Origin of the sequence: Agarivorans sp. DSG3-1 (assembly GCF_046774965.1) — a bacterium.
GTDB lineage: Bacteria > Pseudomonadota > Gammaproteobacteria > Enterobacterales > Celerinatantimonadaceae > Agarivorans.
Window position 1 is genome coordinate 4385076 of the sequence record NZ_CP177241.1, and the last position, 18578, is coordinate 4403653.

The 18578-nt window shown below is 44.6% G+C and carries 15 protein-coding genes; 6 read left to right on the forward strand and 9 right to left on the reverse strand.

Annotated elements, in window-relative coordinates; translation table 11 throughout:
• Nucleotides 1–2 precede the first annotated feature (2 nt).
• Nucleotides 3–1292: an NCS2 family permease gene (locus ACLD71_RS20355; RefSeq protein ID WP_411991816.1), complete on the reverse strand. Its 1290-nt coding sequence runs from the start codon at nucleotides 1290–1292 to the stop codon at nucleotides 3–5.
• Between the two features lie 403 nt (nucleotides 1293–1695).
• On the opposite strand from ACLD71_RS20355, the gene ACLD71_RS20360 reads away from it, so the two are divergent.
• Together ACLD71_RS20360 and ACLD71_RS20365 are read left to right on the forward strand one after the other, a co-directional pair.
• Nucleotides 1696–3159, forward strand: a complete 1464-nt coding sequence (locus ACLD71_RS20360) for an aminoacyl-histidine dipeptidase (RefSeq protein ID WP_411991817.1) — start codon at nucleotides 1696–1698, stop codon at nucleotides 3157–3159.
• A 194-nt stretch (nucleotides 3160–3353) separates the two neighbouring features.
• Nucleotides 3354–4745: an SPFH domain-containing protein gene (locus ACLD71_RS20365; RefSeq protein ID WP_137671565.1), complete on the forward strand. Its 1392-nt coding sequence runs from the start codon at nucleotides 3354–3356 to the stop codon at nucleotides 4743–4745.
• Nucleotides 4746–4750: 5 nt separating this feature from the next.
• On the opposite strand, the gene dinB is transcribed toward ACLD71_RS20365, so the two are convergent.
• Entirely contained in the window at nucleotides 4751–5830 is a 1080-nt protein-coding gene (gene dinB / locus ACLD71_RS20370; RefSeq protein WP_411991818.1) for a DNA polymerase IV, read from the reverse strand.
• 164 nt (nucleotides 5831–5994) lie between these two features.
• On the opposite strand from dinB, the gene ACLD71_RS20375 reads away from it, so the two are divergent.
• From ACLD71_RS20375 to ACLD71_RS20385, 3 genes are all read left to right on the forward strand, one after another.
• Nucleotides 5995–7872 (forward strand): MOSC N-terminal beta barrel domain-containing protein, encoded by a 1878-nt coding sequence (locus ACLD71_RS20375; RefSeq protein ID WP_411991819.1) that lies wholly within the window; start codon nucleotides 5995–5997, stop codon nucleotides 7870–7872.
• Nucleotides 7873–7929: 57 nt separating this feature from the next.
• The gene (gene gloA / locus ACLD71_RS20380) at nucleotides 7930–8385 is read left to right on the forward strand and encodes a lactoylglutathione lyase (RefSeq protein ID WP_137671568.1); all 456 of its coding nucleotides are present in this window, start codon (nucleotides 7930–7932) and stop codon (nucleotides 8383–8385) included.
• 159 nt (nucleotides 8386–8544) lie between these two features.
• Complete coding sequence (locus tag ACLD71_RS20385; RefSeq protein ID WP_411991820.1) at nucleotides 8545–9504, forward strand: diguanylate cyclase domain-containing protein; 960 nt, start codon at nucleotides 8545–8547, stop codon at nucleotides 9502–9504.
• On the opposite strand, the gene ACLD71_RS20390 is transcribed toward ACLD71_RS20385, so the two are convergent.
• From ACLD71_RS20390 to ACLD71_RS20415, 6 genes are all read right to left on the reverse strand, one after another.
• Nucleotides 9505–10128, reverse strand: a complete 624-nt coding sequence (locus tag ACLD71_RS20390) for a sulfite oxidase heme-binding subunit YedZ (RefSeq protein WP_137671570.1) — start codon at nucleotides 10126–10128, stop codon at nucleotides 9505–9507.
• An 11-nt stretch (nucleotides 10129–10139) separates the two neighbouring features.
• Complete coding sequence (gene msrP, locus ACLD71_RS20395) at nucleotides 10140–11147, reverse strand: protein-methionine-sulfoxide reductase catalytic subunit MsrP (protein ID WP_411991821.1); 1008 nt, start codon at nucleotides 11145–11147, stop codon at nucleotides 10140–10142.
• 54 nt (nucleotides 11148–11201) lie between these two features.
• Nucleotides 11202–12473: a CinA family nicotinamide mononucleotide deamidase-related protein gene (locus ACLD71_RS20400; protein WP_411991822.1), complete on the reverse strand. Its 1272-nt coding sequence runs from the start codon at nucleotides 12471–12473 to the stop codon at nucleotides 11202–11204.
• A gap of 13 nt (nucleotides 12474–12486) precedes the next feature.
• A complete protein-coding gene (ltaE, locus tag ACLD71_RS20405) occupies nucleotides 12487–13500 on the reverse strand; it encodes a low-specificity L-threonine aldolase (protein WP_411991823.1) in 1014 nt (337 codons plus the stop codon).
• Nucleotides 13500–14333: an NAD(P)H-binding protein gene (locus ACLD71_RS20410; RefSeq protein ID WP_411991824.1), complete on the reverse strand. Its 834-nt coding sequence runs from the start codon at nucleotides 14331–14333 to the stop codon at nucleotides 13500–13502. The genes ltaE and ACLD71_RS20410 overlap by 1 nt, the downstream gene beginning before the upstream one ends.
• Before the next feature lie 295 nt (nucleotides 14334–14628).
• The gene (locus ACLD71_RS20415; RefSeq protein WP_137671575.1) at nucleotides 14629–15648 is read right to left on the reverse strand and encodes a LacI family DNA-binding transcriptional regulator; all 1020 of its coding nucleotides are present in this window, start codon (nucleotides 15646–15648) and stop codon (nucleotides 14629–14631) included.
• 197 nt (nucleotides 15649–15845) lie between these two features.
• Here ACLD71_RS20415 and pdxH point away from each other — a divergent pair, with 197 nt between their 5' ends.
• The gene (gene pdxH / locus ACLD71_RS20420) at nucleotides 15846–16499 is read left to right on the forward strand and encodes a pyridoxamine 5'-phosphate oxidase (protein ID WP_411991825.1); all 654 of its coding nucleotides are present in this window, start codon (nucleotides 15846–15848) and stop codon (nucleotides 16497–16499) included.
• A 132-nt stretch (nucleotides 16500–16631) separates the two neighbouring features.
• On the opposite strand, the gene ACLD71_RS20425 is transcribed toward pdxH, so the two are convergent.
• Nucleotides 16632–18575 (reverse strand): transglycosylase SLT domain-containing protein, encoded by a 1944-nt coding sequence (locus ACLD71_RS20425; protein WP_411991826.1) that lies wholly within the window; start codon nucleotides 18573–18575, stop codon nucleotides 16632–16634.
• Between the last annotated feature and the right edge of the window lie 3 nt (nucleotides 18576–18578).

Consider the following 18578-nt stretch of genomic DNA (forward strand, 5'->3'; position numbering starts at 1 on the left):
CTTTAGAAAAAAGCAAACTTAAGAACAAATACTACAGCCAGTACCCAAACGCTTAACGGTACTTCTTTATGGCGACCGGCTAACAGCTTAATCGCGGTGTAAGAGATAAAACCAATTGCGATACCGTCGGCAATAGAGAACGACAGCGGCATTAAAATAGCCACAATTGCAGCCGGAGCGGCTTCGGTTAAGTCGGTCCAGTCTACGTTAATAAGGCCCGATAGCATTAAAGTACATACGTAGAACAAGGCACCAGCGGTAGCGTAGGCAGGGATCATTCCAGCCAATGGCGAGAACAATAGCGCTAAGATAAATAGCACACCAACCACTACAGCGGTAAGGCCAGTGCGGCCACCCACTTCTACACCCGCGCCACTTTCAACGTAAGAAGTGGTGCTAGATGTACCCAGCATAGAGCCTGCAATAGTGGCACTAGAGTCAGCTAACAGTGCTTTTCTAAGGTTTGGTAAATTGCCGTTTTCATCCAGTAATTTACCGCGCTGAGCAACCGCAGTTAAGGTGCCTGCTGTGTCGAATAAATCAACAAACAAGAAAGCAAAAATAACACTGATCATGGTCACATCTAAAGCGCCCATAATATCTAGCTGCATAAAGGTAGGAGCTGGATTAGGTGGCATAGAAACAATACCGCCATATTGGGTGTAACCCAATACAATCGACAATACCGTAATCGCCAAAATAGAAATAAGCACGCCGCCTTTAACTTTGCGGTACTCAAGACCAATAATCAGGAAGAAACCTAATGCCGCTAGAATCATCTGATGTGGGTTCTCGTGACCTAAGCTCACCAACGTAGCGGGGTTGTCTACCACAATGCCAGCATTTTTAAGGGCGATAAAACCAAGGAACAAACCAATACCTGCAGCAATACCTACACGTAATGTTTGCGGAATTGAGTTGATAATCCACTCACGAACTTTAAACAAGCTCAAGCAAATGAAAATAACACCCGATAAGAATACCGCACCTAGCGCTACTTGCCAGCTATGACCCATGCCAAGCACTACGCCATAAGTGAAGAATGCGTTTAAGCCCATACCCGGCGCTTGAGCGATAGGATAGTTGGCATAAAGGCCCATAATGAAACAACCAACCGCTGCAGCTAAACAAGTCGCAACAAATACTGCGCCTTGATCCATCCCTGTGGCAGCTAGCATGCTAGGGTTTACAAAAATGATGTAGGCCATGGTCAAGAAGGTGGTTAAACCCGCAATGACTTCTGTGCGCACATCAGTGCCATGCGCTTTCAATTTAAATAGTTTCTCTAACATAGCAGTGTATGTTCCTTGGACAGACAGTGGTTTAGTTGGCCGTTGTTAGGCATTCCATTAAAGCTAACAGCGGAAATCGCGAGGCATTATATTCGTGGCCTAAGTAAGATGCTACTGGATGATGAAGCCAACCTGCGCTAGATCAGCAAAAAAACCTAAAATCACCAACTCACAGCGTTAATATCCGCTAGAGCAGCACATTTATTTGGATTATCTGCCAGCGTTAGGACTTTTTTGATAGTGATTATCATGCTAACCATCAAGGCGAATTTAATGCTCTACTGAATCAGAACTTGTTTATAAACAATTATTCCAGCTAAATAGCTTAATACAGGCTTATATTCATAGAATTGAGCTGCTACAGTCTGATTCATTCTACAAATACAGATTTTAAGGTGACTTTGTGTCTACACTATCTTCGCTAAAACCACAGGCCTTGTGGCAGCATTTTGAAACCATGTGTTCTATTCCTCACCCTTCTAAGCATGAACAAGCCATGATCGATTGGGTGACAGGTTTAGCTAGCGAGCATCAGCTTGAACATTTTCAAGATGCTGTTGGTAATGTGATCATTAAAAAGCCTGCTACCGCTGGCATGGAGAATCGCCAAGGTGTGATTCTACAAGCCCATTTAGATATGGTGCCGCAAGCGAACAACGATACCCAACACGACTTCACTAAAGATCCTATTCGCCCCTACATTGATGGCGACTGGGTTACCGCAGAAGGTACCACTTTAGGCGCTGACAACGGCATCGGTGGTTCGTCAATTTTAGCGGTACTTACCAGCAACGACATTGAGCATGGCCCAATTGAAGCGCTATTTACCATTGATGAAGAAGCAGGCATGACCGGCGCTTTTGGCCTACAGGCGGGTGTATTAGAAGGCAAGCTGCTAATTAACACCGACTCTGAGCAAGAAGGCGAAGTGTACATGGGTTGTGCGGGTGGCGGCGATACCAGCATTAGCTTTGCTAGCGAATATCAAGCTACCAACACCCAACAACTAGCGATTGAGTTAAGTGTTACAGGCTTAAAAGGTGGTCACTCTGGCTGTGATATCGATACCGGCCGAGCCAATGCTAATAAACTACTAGTTCGCATTGTAGCTGCCATGCAACAGCAAGGTTTTGAACCTGTATTGTGCAATATTCAAGGCGGTAGTTTACGTAACGCTATTCCACGCGAAGCTAGCACTAAGCTGGTTTATAAAGCTGAACAACAGGCCGTTTTAGCGCAGTTTATTGCTAGCCAAATCGACGACATTGTCGGTGAATTTGGTGCAGTAGAAACTGACTTAGAGATCACCGCAGCCGCCATTGATACGCCAAGCCAAAGCTTGACTGGCGAGCTTTCTCAGCAAATTGTTGCCAGCTTAAATGCTTGTAGCAACGGCGTTGTTAGCATGAGCCAAGCAGTTGAAGGCGTGGTAGAAACATCACTTAACCTTGGTGTAATTAGCCAAAGCGCAGACAGCATCGATATTAAAGTATTGGTTCGCTCGCTAATTGACTCTAGCCGTTTACAAGTAGAAGCCAGCCTAGCCTCTTTGTTCAGCCTTACTTCAGCTACCGTTTCATTCTCTGGTGCTTATCCAGGTTGGAAGCCAGAAACTGACTCGATAATGAAAACTCTCGTTCAAGACAGTTACCAAGAACTGTTTGGCAAATGCCCGAATGTAATGGTGATTCACGCAGGACTAGAGTGTGGCTTATTTAAAAGTGCTTACCCTGAATGGGATATGGCGTCTTTTGGGCCAACCATCAAGTTCCCACATAGCCCAGACGAAAAAGTAGAAATTGCCGCTGTAGAAAAGTACTGGCAACTACTGGTAGCCGTATTGAAAAACGTTCCCGTAAAAGCATAAGCAATACCCACCAAGCTGGCATCCTGTCAGCTTGGTATCTTAATTACTCGTTACATTTTCAAATCAACTAGCCCCTCTCGCTATTTTCTAAACTACTTCTCTATTTTAATGATATTTCCATCAAGCATTAATCAACTTGTGCTAGTATCCTGCGCCATTAAATATCGATATAAAACAATTAGAAGGATCTAGTAATGAGTGAAGACACCTTAGATAAAAAGCTAAGTTTGGATAAAATCAATAAGCTAAGCAGTGGTTTCAAATTTAACGTTAAATTTGTGGCTGTATTAGTGATGATTGCGGGACTCATTTACACCTTAAGTAACTCATTTTTCTACGCTGAGCCAGGTTACATTTATCACGTAAGAACAGTAACCGGTAACGAAGCGGTAGTAACCGAGGTCGGCTATAAGTTTTATCCTTTTGGTCGATATAATTCATGGAAAAGAGCCATGACGGTTCAGGCCTTATCGGGTTCATCTACCAACTCAATTCGAGCCGAAAAAGATTCTGACAATTCTTCAGCTAGCTTGCCACCAATGAGCATCATGTTTTTGGACCAAGTTGATGCCCATGCTGAAGCGACAGTGCGCTTTTCAATCCCTTCAGATCATGAATCTTTTCTCCACCTAGCCCACGAGTTTAGATCACCAGAAAACTTGCTACGCACCGCCCTCATTCCTGCATTTAAAGAAACCTTGCAAGCCAACGCGTCTTTAATGGCAGCTGAGGAGTATTACGCAGGCGGACGCACCGAATTCAACTCTGAATTTGAAAACCAAATGAACAGCGGTATTTTATTGGTTAAACGAGAAGAAATTATCATTCATTCTAAACAATCAACAGGCAGTGCTAATGCCGCTTTAGGTACCGACCAAGATGAGTATGGCGATAATAGCAAAACCGTTTTTGTGGTAAATAAAGTACTTGGGGAAGACGGACTACCTTTACGTAAATCACAACGGTTCACCGATTTTGGGGTAACCGTAGTATCTGCTCTCATCACCGATATGCGCCCTAATGCTAAATTTATCGAGCGTATGCAATTAAAACAAAAGGCATCAGCCGACCGAGCAATCGCCAGAGAGCAACGTGTTCAAGAGGAAGAGCAACGTTTGTTAGCCATTGCTCGCGGTGAGCGTGAAGTTGCCGAACGTCAGGCCAAAGCGAAAGTAGAGCAAATACAAAAAACCACTGAAGCACAAACTGATAAGCAGTTAGCGATTACCAATGCTGAAAAATTAAAAGCTCAAGCGAAAATTTCTAAAGAAACCGCTGAAATCAATTTAGAAAAAGCGCGTATTGAAGCCGAAACCCAGCAAACATTGGCCGAAGCTGAAGCCTACCAAAAACGAGTGATTTTAGAAGCCGATAACGCCTTGGCGCAAAAGCTGGAAGCAGAAGTGAAAATTCAAGCGCTTTGGGCTGATGCTTTTGCTAAACGTAATGTGCCCACCAACGTATTTGGTGCAGGGGGTAATTCAGGCACACCATCAGGCAGCGATGCAGAAACTCGTGCCTTTATGCAAATGCTGACACTAGATGCCGCTAAGCGATTAAGTTACGACCGCGAGATCACTAAATAACAGAACTAAAACGGCAAAATCAGTTGCGGTGACTGGTTTTGCTGCTCTGGCGCTAGACCAATATGCAAACCAATCAATCGTACGGCTTTGCCCTTACCTCTTGCTAGCGCTTCGTTAAACAACTCCAATAAGGTTGTTTCATCAATCTGTTGGCATTGCTTCTCTTTGGTGGTTTGCTGAAAATCAGCGAATTTCACTTTTACGCCTAATTTATTCATTTTGGCTTGTTTAAGGTGCTTTTCACTGCGGCGTTTTAACTCTGGCAGCAAAGCCATTAAACGTTCCACCAAAATACCTTGGTCACCTTCGTCTTGCGCAAAGGTACGCTCCACCGCTACTGATTTACGTTGCCGGTCGTTACTGACCGCCCGCTCGTCCACGCCTTGGCAACGCATCCATAACATCTCACCAAACTTGCCAAAAATTTGTTTTAGTTTATCTCGCTCGGCACGACGAATATCTCCCCCCGTGTAAAGCCCTTGGTGATGCAGTTTTTCAATGCTCACTTTGCCTACACCAGAAATTTTTTCTAGGGCTAAGGTTTCAATAAATTCGCTTACTTGCTCAGGTTTAATCACAAATAAACCATTGGGTTTGTTTAAGTCTGAAGCAATTTTGGCAAGAAATTTCACAGGAGCGACTCCAGCCGAAGCAGTTAAACCGGTTTTATCAAAGATATCTTGCCTAATTTGCTCGGCAATTAAGGTGGCTGAACCACGGCAGGCTTGGCTACTGGTTACGTCTAGGTAGGCTTCATCGAGAGATAATGGCTCTATTGCGTCAGCATAATCATGAAAAATTGCCTGCACTTGTTGGCTGGCGTCTTGATAGGCGGCCATACGTGGCGGCACTAGCACTAAATCAGGACAAAGCTGCATAGCCTTATGAGTTGGCATCGCCGAGCGAATGCCATATTGGCGAGCAATGTAATTGCAGGTGGTTAATACCCCTCGACCACTACGCATGCCACCAACAGCCAGCGGCACATTGGCTAACTCTGGCTGGTCACGCATTTCCACAGCCGCATAAAAACAATCCATGTCTACATGGATAATCTTACGCTGAATTGAAGCTGGTGTTGTCAATATGCCGCACTCATAACTGTATATACAAACAGTATAAAGCTGATATGCGGAATTACCAAGTAACACTGAGCAGTTTTTAGCATGCTAACCAGCCAAATTACTATGGCTTGAACGCAAGAGCTTGAGTAGTATTGAAAAACCAATTTGCTGAAGGAAGTAAAACTGTGAGTGATGCACGACTAAGCCAACTGAGTGTTTATCCCATTAAATCAACGGCCGGTATCCACCTTAATCATGCTTATGTTGAGGAACACGGTTTAGCTTTTGACCGCCGATTTGTTGTTTGCCAGCCAGACGGCATACAGATTACCGCGAGAACTCACCCTAAATTGGCACAAGTCCATAGCGCGCTAAATCGCGATGGTTTGCATTTGCGCGCACCTAATATGGCAGCGCTTGATATTGTTTATAGCGAGTTCTCAGAGGATTACCGTGAGGTAATGATTTGGAAAGACAGCGTACAAGCGCAACATTGCCACCGCTCTTACGATGCTTGGTTTAGTGAGTATTTAGGCGAACCTTGTCACTTGGTGTTTTTTGGTCAGCAATCTCAGCGCAAAGTAAAACAACGAGAGAGTCAGGTTTCTTTTGCCGATGGCTATCCATTGCTACTGATTTCTGAAGCGTCGCTTGAGGATCTCAATTTGCGCTCTAGCGCTATTCACTGTATGGAACAGTTTCGCCCTAACATTGTGGTAAAAAATACCGAGGCTTTTGCCGAAGATGGTTGGAAGCGCTTTAAAATTGGTGAAGTTGAATTTGAAGTACAAAACCCTTGTTCTCGCTGTATATTCACAACTCTCGACCAAGCCAGTGGTCAATTTCATCCGAATAAAGAGCCGCTTGCTACCTTCGCCAAATATCGCCAAGGAGACGGCGGCAATGTGTATTTTGGGCAAAATGTTGTGGCTCTAAATAGTGGCAAAATCAGCTTGTACGACAGCATTGAAGTACTAGAAACGCGCCAAGCAGAGGTATATCCAGATACCTCTGAAAAACGGCAAGCTAACAGCACTCCCTCAGCTCAACAGTGGCAGCAAGGTGAGGCGGTTAAGCTAAGTTGCATTGCAGTTCAGCAAGATACCCACGATGTAAAAACCTTTGTCTTTGAGCCACCTAAACATTTACAAGCTACTTACCTACCCGGCCAATACATGGGGCTTGAACTTGAGATCGACGGCAAGCCTGTTCATCGTAATTACACCTTATCAAGCTCACCTAGCCGCCCTTATCGCTTAGCCATTACCGTAAAACGAGTGACCGGCGGCCAAGCGTCTAACTGGCTGCACGATAACCTTAAACCGGGTATGCACTTAAACACTCACGCGCCAAGTGGCGACTTCCACCTAGAGCAAAGTAACAACCAAAAGCTGCTATTGCTGTCTGCTGGCAGTGGCATAACGCCTATGCTATCGATGCTTCGTTACTTAAGTGACATGAATATCGAAAAAGACATCGTGTTTTTACACAGTGCCCATAGCGAGCAGGACTTAATTGCCGAAGCGGAGCTAGCCCAGCTCAGCAATAACTTTAAACACTGCAGTATTCGCTACACCCTTACTCAGAATGCCCCAGCCAATTGGCAAGGTTACCAAGGCCGCTTAAATCGCGGTATGTTAATGGACATTGCTGATTTAGATCAGCGAACAGTGTTTGTTTGTGGCCCACAAGCCTTTATGCAAAGCGCGAAAGAGCAGCTACTAGCTCTTGGGGTGTACGAGTCAGATTACTTTGAAGAAAGCTTTGGCCACCAGCTCACAGAGAAGGTGGAGACCAAACCTGTCAATATTCTGTTTGATAGCTGGGATACTTATGTTCAAGGCAATAATCAGCAGAACTTATTAGAGCAAGCCGAACAGGCTGGTTTAAACTTAAGCTATTCTTGCCGCGGAGGATTTTGTGGAAGCTGTAAAGTAAAACTGCAAAGTGGTGACGTTAAGATATTGGAAGATAGCGGCTTAACCGACGATGAAAAACAACAGGGCTTTATTCTTAGCTGCAGTTGTATTCCAACAAGCGATGTTTGTATTACTCAAGACTAATATGACATTCAGTAACTCATAAATTTATAAACGTTTACATACGATAGGAAGATAAAAATGAAGTTTCTTCACACCATGGTTCGAGTAAAAGACCTCGATGAATCACTTAACTTTTATTGCAACTTGTTAGGGATGACCGAAGCCCGTCGCTACGAGAGCGAACAAGGTCGCTTCTCTTTAATTTACTTGGCCGCAGATGAAGACTTAGCCCGCGTAAAAGCCGAAGACGCACCTTGCCTAGAGCTTACTTACAACTGGCCAGACGAAAATGGCAATCAAGAAAGCTACAGCGGTGGTCGTAACTTTGGTCATATTGCAGTATCGGTAGAAGATATTTACGGCTTATGCGAAAAGCTACAAAATGCCGGCGTTACCATTAACCGCCCGCCTCGTGATGGCCACATGGCATTTGTAGTATCGCCTGATGGTATTTCAGTAGAACTATTACAGCAAGGCGAGTCTTTGCCTGCACAAGAACCTTGGTTGTCTATGCCTAGTACGGGTTCATGGTAATCTTCAGCAGACACTAACACCATATGTAAACCAAGTGATACACCAAAAAAAAGTGAATCACTTGGTTTATTTGACCGAGCAGTCAAAAGTTGTATGGGAATGACATACCATTTTTTGATATGCTGCTTACAATTGTAAAACTATTGTAAAGTCGAATTTATGGATGAAAGCGACAAGATTATCGCTCAATTAAGAGAGAAAAATCGTCAACTGACCCACCAGTTACAAGACACCAAAAATCTTCTCAATATCACCTTAAATGACAGTGGTTTAGTACTATGGGAGCAACATATCCCTAGTGGACGGCTGAGCCTTTACAATTCTGAATACGGAAAAATTTGTGGTATATCCGCCACAAAACAAGAAGCGCTATACGAAAACTGGAAGTCTAATCTTCACCCAGAAGATAAAGAGCTGGCGATAAAAGCCTTTGACTCGATGATTCATGGCCATAGTGATGAGTACAATATTGAATATAGGATGCTTCACCAAGACGGCAGTACTCGCTGGATAAAAGACCGCGGCACCGTTCAACAATATGATGACGATAACCACCCGCTAAGAGTGATTGGTACCCATATCGATGTTACCCAGTTGCGCTTGGATCAACATCGTTTATCGAAACTGGCCCATCAAGATAACTTAACTGGCCTGCTAAACCGCCATGCCTTTGAAGCGCAGTTTAATGACTACTGCCAAAACATTGGGGATGAAGGCGGCACCTTAATGTTTATTGATTTAGACAAATTTAAACCAATTAACGACCAACATGGCCATACCGCAGGAGATCATATTCTTAAGGCTTGCGCGGCACAGATTCAAAACAACAGTCCTGCTCACGGGAAGTGTGGACGGATTGGTGGTGACGAGTTCGCCCTACTCGTTCCCTATAGCGAACCACAAAAGTTGCAACAGCTTTGTCTGCAATTACTGAAAAGCTTTGATCAGCCCTTTAAATACAATCATATAGAAGTGGCCGTGAGCTTGAGCATTGGCGTATGTAGTTTTCATCGTCACAATGAAGACTTCAGCCAAATACTTCACCGTGCCGACCAAGCTATGTACCAAGTAAAACACAATGGGAAAAGCAACTTTTCATTTTGGAATGCGAAAAGTTAACTATTTAGCAAAGCTGCTTAACCAGCGCTGAATTTGCACTTTACGCACAAAAAACAAAATACCAATAATCGCTAAATATATCACCGGTTCCAGCCAACCAGATTTAAGTGACCACCAAAAGTGAATCACCACCAGTAAAGCAATTGGGTAGATAAAGCCGTGTAACTGCAGCCAGCGGCGCCCCAAGCCCGTCTGTAGCTTTTTAAGCGAGGTAATACTCATTGCCAGCAATACCACAAAACCCAGCATGCCTAACCAAATATACGGGCGCTTAATCGTTTCCTGCCAAAACAAGCCCCAGTCTAAGCCTAGATCTATTAACAAGTAAGCGGCTAAATGCAGCAAGGCATAAGCAAACACATACAATCCAATAAGCCGTCTAAACGCTAACAAGCTCGGCAATTTAAAACGCCGTGACAACGGCGCTAAACACAAGGTAATCAGCAGTATGTTTAGCGCGCTGTTAGCAAAATAATGAATAATAGCCTGTACAGGGTCGCCGCCCCACCACTCATTAAGAACAGCTGCTACGCAGTATGCAAAAGGGCTGAGCAGCAATACATGCAGAGCGAGCCGCGTTTGCCATTGATGCTTGGCTAAATACTGGTTAATGCGCTTATTCACATCGGCTCCCATTAATAATAACGACTCAAATCCATGTCTTTGTACATATGGGCTACCTGTTTGCTGTAGCCATTAAACATTTCAGTGTCGATGCGTTTGCGCCCAAGCAAGCCAGCATCATCAATGCGTCGTTCCGAGGCTTGGCTCCAACGAGGATGGTCAACCTGAGGATTAACATTAGCGTAAAAGCCGTATTCACTGGGCCCTAAAAGATTCCAGGTTGTTGGTGGTTGTTTATCTAAAAAGCGGATCCTTACAATAGATTTAATACTTTTGAAGCCATATTTCCAAGGCACAACTAAACGCAGCGGCGCACCATTTTGCGCAGGTAGAGTTTTGCCATACATGCCCACCGCCATAAAGCTCAGTGGATTCATTGCTTCATCAAGGCGTAAGCCTTCTACGTAAGGGTAATCTATACCGCCACCGACAAAGCGGCTTTTTTGCCCGGGCATTTGTTCTGGATCGTAAAGAGTCTCAAAGGCAACATACTTGGCCGAAGACAAAGGTTTGGCCATTTTCAATAAGTCGCTAAGCGAAAAGCCAACCCAAGGAATGACCATCGACCAGGCTTCAACACAGCGTAAGCGATAAATCCGTTGCTCTAAGGCCATTTTGGCCATCACATCGTCGAGATCTAAAGTGACTGGCTTTTCGACTAAGCCATCAATGGTGATAGACCAAGGTGTAGGGTTAAAGTTGCGACTGTTTTTTGCTGGGTCGTCTTTAGCGGTACCAAACTCATAGAAGTTATTGTGGCTAATGGCTTTGGATTCTGGAGTGAGCGCATCATTGTGCAGCGGCGCAATATCGGTTTTCTGTAAGGCTCTACGCACAATGGCAGCCGGTTCATCGTCGTCACTACCAAACCACGAAGCCGCATGACCGGTAACCGGCAGTAAACTGCTGGCACCGGCGACACCTAAGCCTTTGATAATATTGCGGCGTTGTTTAAACAACGCCTCGGGGGTTACGGAAGATTCAGACTCTTCCCAATCACGCTTAAATTTCAACAACATAGCATCTCCTTTTTATAACAGACCACGTATGTATTGAATAAATTTCGTGGTGGGTTAATTTCTGCTGGCTATCCGCTTTAGGTGTTGATAGTCACCTGCGACAGGTAAATTCGTAAGGTAACGGCGTAACATGTCCATTGCCACAGCGGTAGCCATAATACGTACTACAGAACGACTTCGATTACTTAATAGTAACTGTTGGCTAATACAGCGGTCGCCTTCGGCTAAAGTAAAGCACACCGTACCCACTGGTTTTTCCTCACTGCCACCCTCTGGGCCGGCAATACCAGTAATGGAAAGTGCGATATCGGCATGGCTGTGTTGTAACGCCCCCAAAGCCATTGCCTGACTGGTTTCGATAGATACCGCTCCAAATTGCTCAATAGTTTCTTTAGCAACACCTATGCTCTGCTGCTTAGCTTCATTACTGTAAGTAACAAAGCCACGCTCTAAATACGCCGAGCTCCCCGCCACTGCGATTAACTCCGCAGCTAGCATGCCACCAGTACATGACTCGGCCAGCACCAACTTTTTCCCTTGAGCAATCATCATTTGCTGTATGTGCAGCGCCCAATTACCTTGGTCTTCGGTAAATACGTTCTCCGCTAGCTCCTGGCGAATATGCTGGCTAAGCTGAGTAAACTGCTCATCTTGGCGGGGGTAAAACAACTTTACTTCAATGCTTGGTCTTGATGAGCGATAACCTAAACGCGCCCCTTCCGGTAACACTAGATCATTAAAGCGATCGTTAAGAGAAGACTCCGACAAGCCAAAAGTATAAAAGCGCTTAACTTCACCTTGAGCACTTGGCGCAGCCGCTTTAAGCATAGGAAACCACTGCTCTTTTAGCATACGTTTAAACTCACTTGGCACACCTGGAGTAAATAACAACTGTGCACCAGCATGCTCAACAATAAAACCACAGGCGGTACCAATGGGGTTATCAACCAGCTCTGCTCCAGCGGGCAACATAGCTTGCTTAATGTTGCTCTCTGGCATAATGACATTTTGATCGGTATACCACTGCTGCAACTTATCTAACCAACGTTGATTAAGGGTAAGCGCTTTGCCTACCAGTTTGGCTGCAGCATCGGCACTCAAATCGTCTGAAGTTGGGCCTAAACCGCCATTTACTAATACCCAATCGCTACGTTCTGCGGCTTGATTTAAGGCATCAACAATATCGTCTAAGTTATCTGCGACCGTTTGGCGGCGGCTAAAGCTTAAACCAAGGTCATTTAACTCTTGGCCGCACCACGCGGCGTTGGTATCAGCAATATCGCCTTGCAGCACTTCATCACCAGTACTCAGCATTTCAATCTTCATGGTTCGCCTTAATTTAGTGACTAACGTAAAACTGTTTTATGGCCGCAATGAGCGTTTGAATGTCTTGTTGATTCACATTTAAGTGAGTCACAAAACGCATTGGCGAGCCAGCCGTCATCAGTATGCCTTGTTTAGCTAGTTCCTCCGCTAAAGGCCCCGATTGGTTCCTGCGGCAATTAGCGTAAACAATATTGGTTTGAACGGCGCTTGGGTCACACTCAAGTTCTTCTATACTCGCCAACTGTTCAGCTAAAAAAACAGCATTAGCATGGTCTTCAGCTAAGCGTTTCACATTATTCTCTAAAGCATAATGACCAGCGGCGGCAATAATCCCGGCTTGGCGCATACCGCCACCTAGCATTTTGCGAATACGAGTGGCTGTAGTAATTAGCTCTTCACTACCCAGTAACAATGAACCGATTGGCGCACCTAAGCCTTTAGACAAACAAATTGTAAAGCTGTCGAAAGGAGCAACCAGTTTACGTTCATCTTCGCCACTTTTTATAATGGCGTTAAATACACGCGCACCATCTAAATGTAGTGCCAAATTGTGCTGATCAACAAAGGGGCGCAAACTGTTTACATAGTCCATGGGCAGCACTTTCCCACCAATGGTGTTTTCCAGAGATAACAAACGGCTTTTAGCAAAATGAAAGTCGTCTGATTTAATGGCTGCTTTAACCTTGCTTAAACACAAGCTGCCGTCACTGCTGTTCTCTACTGGCTGCGGTTGCACGCTACCTAATACAGCGGCTCCACCGCCTTCGTATTTGTAGTTATGCGCATTTTGACCACAAATATACTCATCGCCCCGCTGACAGTGGGCCATAATGGCCAACAAATTAGCTTGGGTGCCCGAGCTACAAAATAACGCAGCCGGTTTGCCCATTCGCTCTGCAGCGTAATCTTGTAGTTTATTTACCGTGGGATCATCACCATAAACATCATCTCCTACGGGCGCACGACTCATTAAATCCCGCATTGCTTTACTAGGCTGAGTTACTGTATCACTTCTAAAATCGCTCATTATTCTGCCTCTTGAATATTAGCCTGTAACCATTGCATGGGATCAGGGTAGTTAAATTGATAACCTAAGGTTGTTTTAATTTTCTGATTGGAAATAACTTTATTGGAGCTCGTCCCTTCAACAAAATGAGGAGGCGGAAGCGTTAGCTGCTCGGCGGCTAACTGGTAAAACGCTTGCTTGCTGGGGTTTTCACTAGCACTGGCATTAAAATCTTCTCCCCATTGGTCACGTTTGATCAGCTGAGTGATTAAGCCAATACAATCACTTCGATGAATAATGTTAATAGGGCTTAAAGGGCCGCTAACGGTTTTTCCCGACAAAAATCGGCCGGGCTTACGCTGCCCACCTACCAAGCCTGAAAAACGCAACACCGTTGCTTGGAAAGCAGAATGACTGGATATTTGATCTTCAATCTGTTTTAAAGCCCTACCTGAAGTGGTTTCTGCCAAGCGTTCGCTTAGCTCATCAACTACACCTTGTTGAGACCCATACACTGAAGTGGAGGATATAAAGAGAATTTTCTTAACCGTCTGCTGCTCGGCTGCACGTAACAGCGCGTTTATTTGTGCGATATGGAATTCAGCAGTATTAGTTTTTCTGCCAGGAGGAATATTAATGATCAATAAATCGCAGTTAAGTAAGCCCGCTATATCATTAGACTCCACTTGGGGGTTTAGCTCTAATTGATAGGCCTTAATGCCCTGGGCCTGCAGTTTAGCGAGCTCGTGCAACTCACGTTTAGAGCCGTTCACTGAGTAGCCATCTTTTATCAGGGACTTTGCTAGTGGCAAGCCTAACCAGCCACAACCAACAATACTAATTCGTTTAATCACTTACTTTCCCTTTTTACCTTACTTAGCACCATTATGCAGTGAAACGTAGGCAAAAAAAAACGACCTAATAAATTAGGTCGTAACAGCAAGTTTTTTAGAATTGTTGATACCTAGAAAAGCTAAGTAATTCAAACAACTCTATACAGCGGGAAAGTTTCAATTAAGTCATCTCAAACTCAATCTTCAAATGCGGCTAACAGTTTGCACTCGATGTGAAAACGATACCAGAAAAGGGTTTCAAGACAAGTCATAAAAAAGGCTGCAAGCAGCCTTATTAATGTTTATTTGAATTAGATCACGATTTTTTAGCAGCTGAGTCGCGAACGATCAACTCTGGAAGGAATTTTAGATCCATAACATTTGGACCGATCTCTTGACCTTTAGTCTCTAAAATATCAATGGCTAACTGCGCAGCGCGTTTACCCATATCTTCAATTGGGTAACGAACCGTAGTCAGCTTAGGATGAACAAAACGCGCATAGTGATTGTCGTCGTAGCCTACTACCGAGATTTGACCAGGGATATCGTAACCCTTATCACGCAGAGCAGATAAAGCACCAGCTACCATTGAGTCGTTGTAACCCACAATGGCACTAAACTCTACGCCACGTTCAAGTAGCTTCTCTACTGCTTGACTGCCACCTATTTCATCTGGGTAAGCGCGAGCAATTAACTCTTCGTTTAACGGACCAGACGATTCTTCCATGGCATGACGGTAACCCGACAAACGCTCTACACCATCGGAGAATGACAAATCATCAGTGGTAATAAAGGCAATGTCTTTATGCCCTTTTTCCAACAAGAACGATGTGGCTTTGTAACAACCTTCATGATTATCTAAATAAACACAACGATGCTCGAAACCTGGAATTAAGCGATTGATAAAAATAAACGGAGTATCGCAATCTGCAACCTCTCGTAATTCTTGGTCACTTAGTGCCATAGAGTGAACAATCACTGCATCACATTGACGCTGCAATAAAATGTCGATGGCATGGCGCTCTTTTTCTGCGCTATGGTGACCAGACATCACAATCGTGTACTTGTCAGACTCATCAACAATTTCTTCAATGCCTTTCATCATTTGCACGAAGAACGGACCACCGCCTAAATCACCAACGATAAGACCAATACAGTCGGAGCGTTTGCTCACTAAAGCTTGGGCAAAGCTATTTGGGCGATAATGCAGTTCTTCCATCGCTCTGAGTACGGCCTCTCGTTTCTCGGGTGCGACTTGAGCAGTATTGTTAATAACACGAGATACTGTTGATATCGAAACATTCGCCAACTGAGAAACATCTTTAATTGTGGCCAAATTACTTACCCTCTATTCGTCTGCAAAGCAGAATTAAACTTGAAATCCGAACCAGGCAAAACTATACCAAGCCAAAGCAAAACTTGATAGTTAAACTGTGTTTCTGAGTGTAAACTATGATCCAAAATCGGCTATTCACTTTTTATCTCTTCATGCAACATTTTGTTCGTTGCATCAACCAATTAAGCTAATTGATTATGTCACTGTTAAGTAAAATACGTTGTGCGTTAACCTTAGGCCAAGGCGTACTGTTGTCACCACCGGAGCCAACAGGAAACGAAGACCCATTTGAATTGTTTGGCGAGTGGCTACAGCAGGCAGAGAAGTCTGGCATTGTATTACCAGAATCGATGACGGTATCGTCAGTTGGGCCAGATGGTCGCCCCTCTGCTAGAGTGGTATTACTCAAAGAATTTGATGAGCAAGGCTTTGTTTTTTATACCAATTATGGCAGTAGAAAAGGCCAAGAGTTAGATTATCAACCACTAGCTTGTATCACTTTTCACTGGAACATCCTACAACGCCAAGTTCGAATTGAAGGTCGTGTAGAACGAGTGAGCCACCAGCAATCTGAAGCGTACTTTCACAGCCGTGGCCGTGGCAGCCAAATAGGAGCCTGGGCAAGTCACCAAAGCCAAGTCATTGCTGAGCGTGAAGTACTAGAACAACAAGTACAACACTACAAACAAGAGTTCGCTAACAAACCCATTCCTTTACCCGAGTTTTGGGGCGGCTATAGAGTGGTGCCAGACAGCATTGAATTTTGGCAGGGTAAAGCCGATCGTTTACACGACAGGTTTCGCTACACCAGTGATGCAAAAGGCTGGAAAGTCGACCGCCTTAGTCCCTAGTCTGCTTTAGAGCGCTAAACAAAAGGCGTAAGCTCTCGCATACGCCTTTAACAACTCTATTAACTCAACCATCCCATCACGGCTTCCATAACAAAGCAAAACGCTTAAAACCCAATGTCGAGTACTAATGACTTAGCCTTTCGGCTTGCCATAAGGGTAACCCAGTTCTTTTGGCGTTAGGAATGGCGTAATCTCTTGCTGGCGCCGATATTGATACACCACCTGGTAAGCTAATACACTTTGCACGTAATGGCGGGTTTCCTTAAAAGGAATAGACTCTACCCATACATCGGCAGGAACATCTCCCCTATCGGCTAACCATCGGCTCACCCGATGTGGGCCTGCATTGTAAGCTGCGGCGGCCAAAATTCGATTGCCTTTATATCGATTAAGCAAACCATCTAAATACGCACTACCCAATCTAATATTGTCTTCAGGCGTAAATAGCTGCGTGCGTGAACGGTATTTAAAGCCAATTTTACGCGCAGTTTCTTTAGCAGTTGCAGGCATCAACTGCATTAAGCCTCGAGCACCTACAGTGCTTTGAGCTAGCGGATACATGGCACTTTCCTGTCGCGCGACTGCGAATAACAGGCTAGCTTCTACTTGGCGCTTATTAGCAAAGTACTCAAACTCTTTAGCAAAACTTAAAGGGAAGCGCATTTCTAGCTGATCCCACTGCTTAGCAATAATAGAGGCTTGAACGGCAAAATCTTGCCAATTATGGCTTAAGGCTAATACTCCTAAATCTAACTGGCGTAACAAGCTTGAGCGACGCAGCAAGGTATCCCATTCAGTGCGCGCCGAGTAATACTCCTCAAGTGCCAATAGCTCTTTCACTCTAAGTACCACTGGGTGCTGATTTAGCTGCACTAAAGTATCGTCAGAGGTTTGATGGAGTTGCTCCCCTAACTGATAATCTTGACCCAAGTACTGCGCGGCTAGAAATCCATGATAACTACGTTCTTCGGCCAATTTTTCTATGGTTGGGGTGGCGAGTTCTTTCTGGCCAAGTGCCACTAGCGAGCGAGCCTGCCAATAAATCCAACGTTCTTGCTGCTGTTTAGCCTCTGGCAAGCGCGCAATCCATAAACCAATTTGGTCCCATTTTTGCTGCGAAATGGCCAAGCGGATCCGCCGCTCTATCGTGCTGGTATGGGGTTGTAAACGTAGCTGGCGGTCGGCCCATTTGAGCAACTCAGGGCTGGGATCACTTATCACCCTTCCAATTAAGTAACGCTCTGTACTATGGAATAAAGAGCTCGATTTGCTTAAGGGCTTCGACCAACGTTCGATATGCTCTACCGCAGCCACTAAATCTTTGCGCCCTAGGCGTTTTATGGCTAACAATGCAATTTCTTGATGGCGGCTAGATTGGTTTATTTTAAGTTTACCGGAGCTGATAACAACCATTGGTTTGGAGTAAGCATCAATCAACAACTTGGCATCAGATTTTTTTGAGTCTGATAAAGATTTAGAGAGGTATTTGAGTAAGCTAACTTGATTCGCTTGAAAGCTCAGTAACATCCGCTGCCAACGTAACTTGTCGCTAATATTGCCGGCTTTTTGCCAACTATCGAACAAAGGGTCACAAGACTTAGGACGGGAGCGCCCATGTAGCCACAAGCTTTCGGCACCTTGCCAAGCGTATTCAGCGTCGCCAACTTTTAAATTGGCGTAATAGTGATAGCACTGTAAATCTGTACTATTGGGTAGTTTAGGGTAAAAATCGAGATAGCTTTGCCACTCTTTGCGCCGAGCCAGTTCCACCATAAATCGTCGCTGAATGGCGTGGCGAAGGTAGGACTGTGGGTTATCTTGCATGAATTGTTCTACCTGGTCTTGAGAGACCTTACGCATTTGGCCGCGTAACTGGTAATACTGAAGGTAATTATAAAGAGGATATTGACTTAGCTTAGTGAGAGACTTCTCCGCTTTATCCCACTTTTGGCTGCGCTGCAGCTTTCTTACTTCATTATAAGCTTGCTGTTGCGGAGTCAAATCAACAGCCTGCGCTAAACTCAGACTGCTTCCACAAATCATACAAACTACTACTTGCCACAACCGCTGAAGCATTGC

Excerpts from the sequence above, each read along its gene's own strand:
- ACLD71_RS20355 (WP_411991816.1), bottom strand. The coding sequence starts at position 1,292 with ATGTTAGAGAAACTATTTAAATTGAAAGCGCATGGCACTGATGTGCGC.
- ACLD71_RS20365 (WP_137671565.1), top strand. The coding sequence starts at position 3,354 with ATGAGTGAAGACACCTTAGATAAAAAGCTAAGTTTGGATAAAATCAAT.
- gloA (WP_137671568.1), top strand. The coding sequence starts at position 7,930 with ATGAAGTTTCTTCACACCATGGTTCGAGTAAAAGACCTCGATGAATCA.
- ACLD71_RS20385 (WP_411991820.1), top strand. The coding sequence starts at position 8,545 with ATGGATGAAAGCGACAAGATTATCGCTCAATTAAGAGAGAAAAATCGT.
- msrP (WP_411991821.1), bottom strand. The coding sequence starts at position 11,147 with ATGTTGTTGAAATTTAAGCGTGATTGGGAAGAGTCTGAATCTTCCGTA.
- ACLD71_RS20400 (WP_411991822.1), bottom strand. The coding sequence starts at position 12,473 with ATGAAGATTGAAATGCTGAGTACTGGTGATGAAGTGCTGCAAGGCGAT.
- ltaE (WP_411991823.1), bottom strand. The coding sequence starts at position 13,500 with ATGAGCGATTTTAGAAGTGATACAGTAACTCAGCCTAGTAAAGCAATG.
- pdxH (WP_411991825.1), top strand. The coding sequence starts at position 15,846 with ATGTCACTGTTAAGTAAAATACGTTGTGCGTTAACCTTAGGCCAAGGC.
- ACLD71_RS20425 (WP_411991826.1), bottom strand. The coding sequence starts at position 18,575 with ATGCTTCAGCGGTTGTGGCAAGTAGTAGTTTGTATGATTTGTGGAAGC.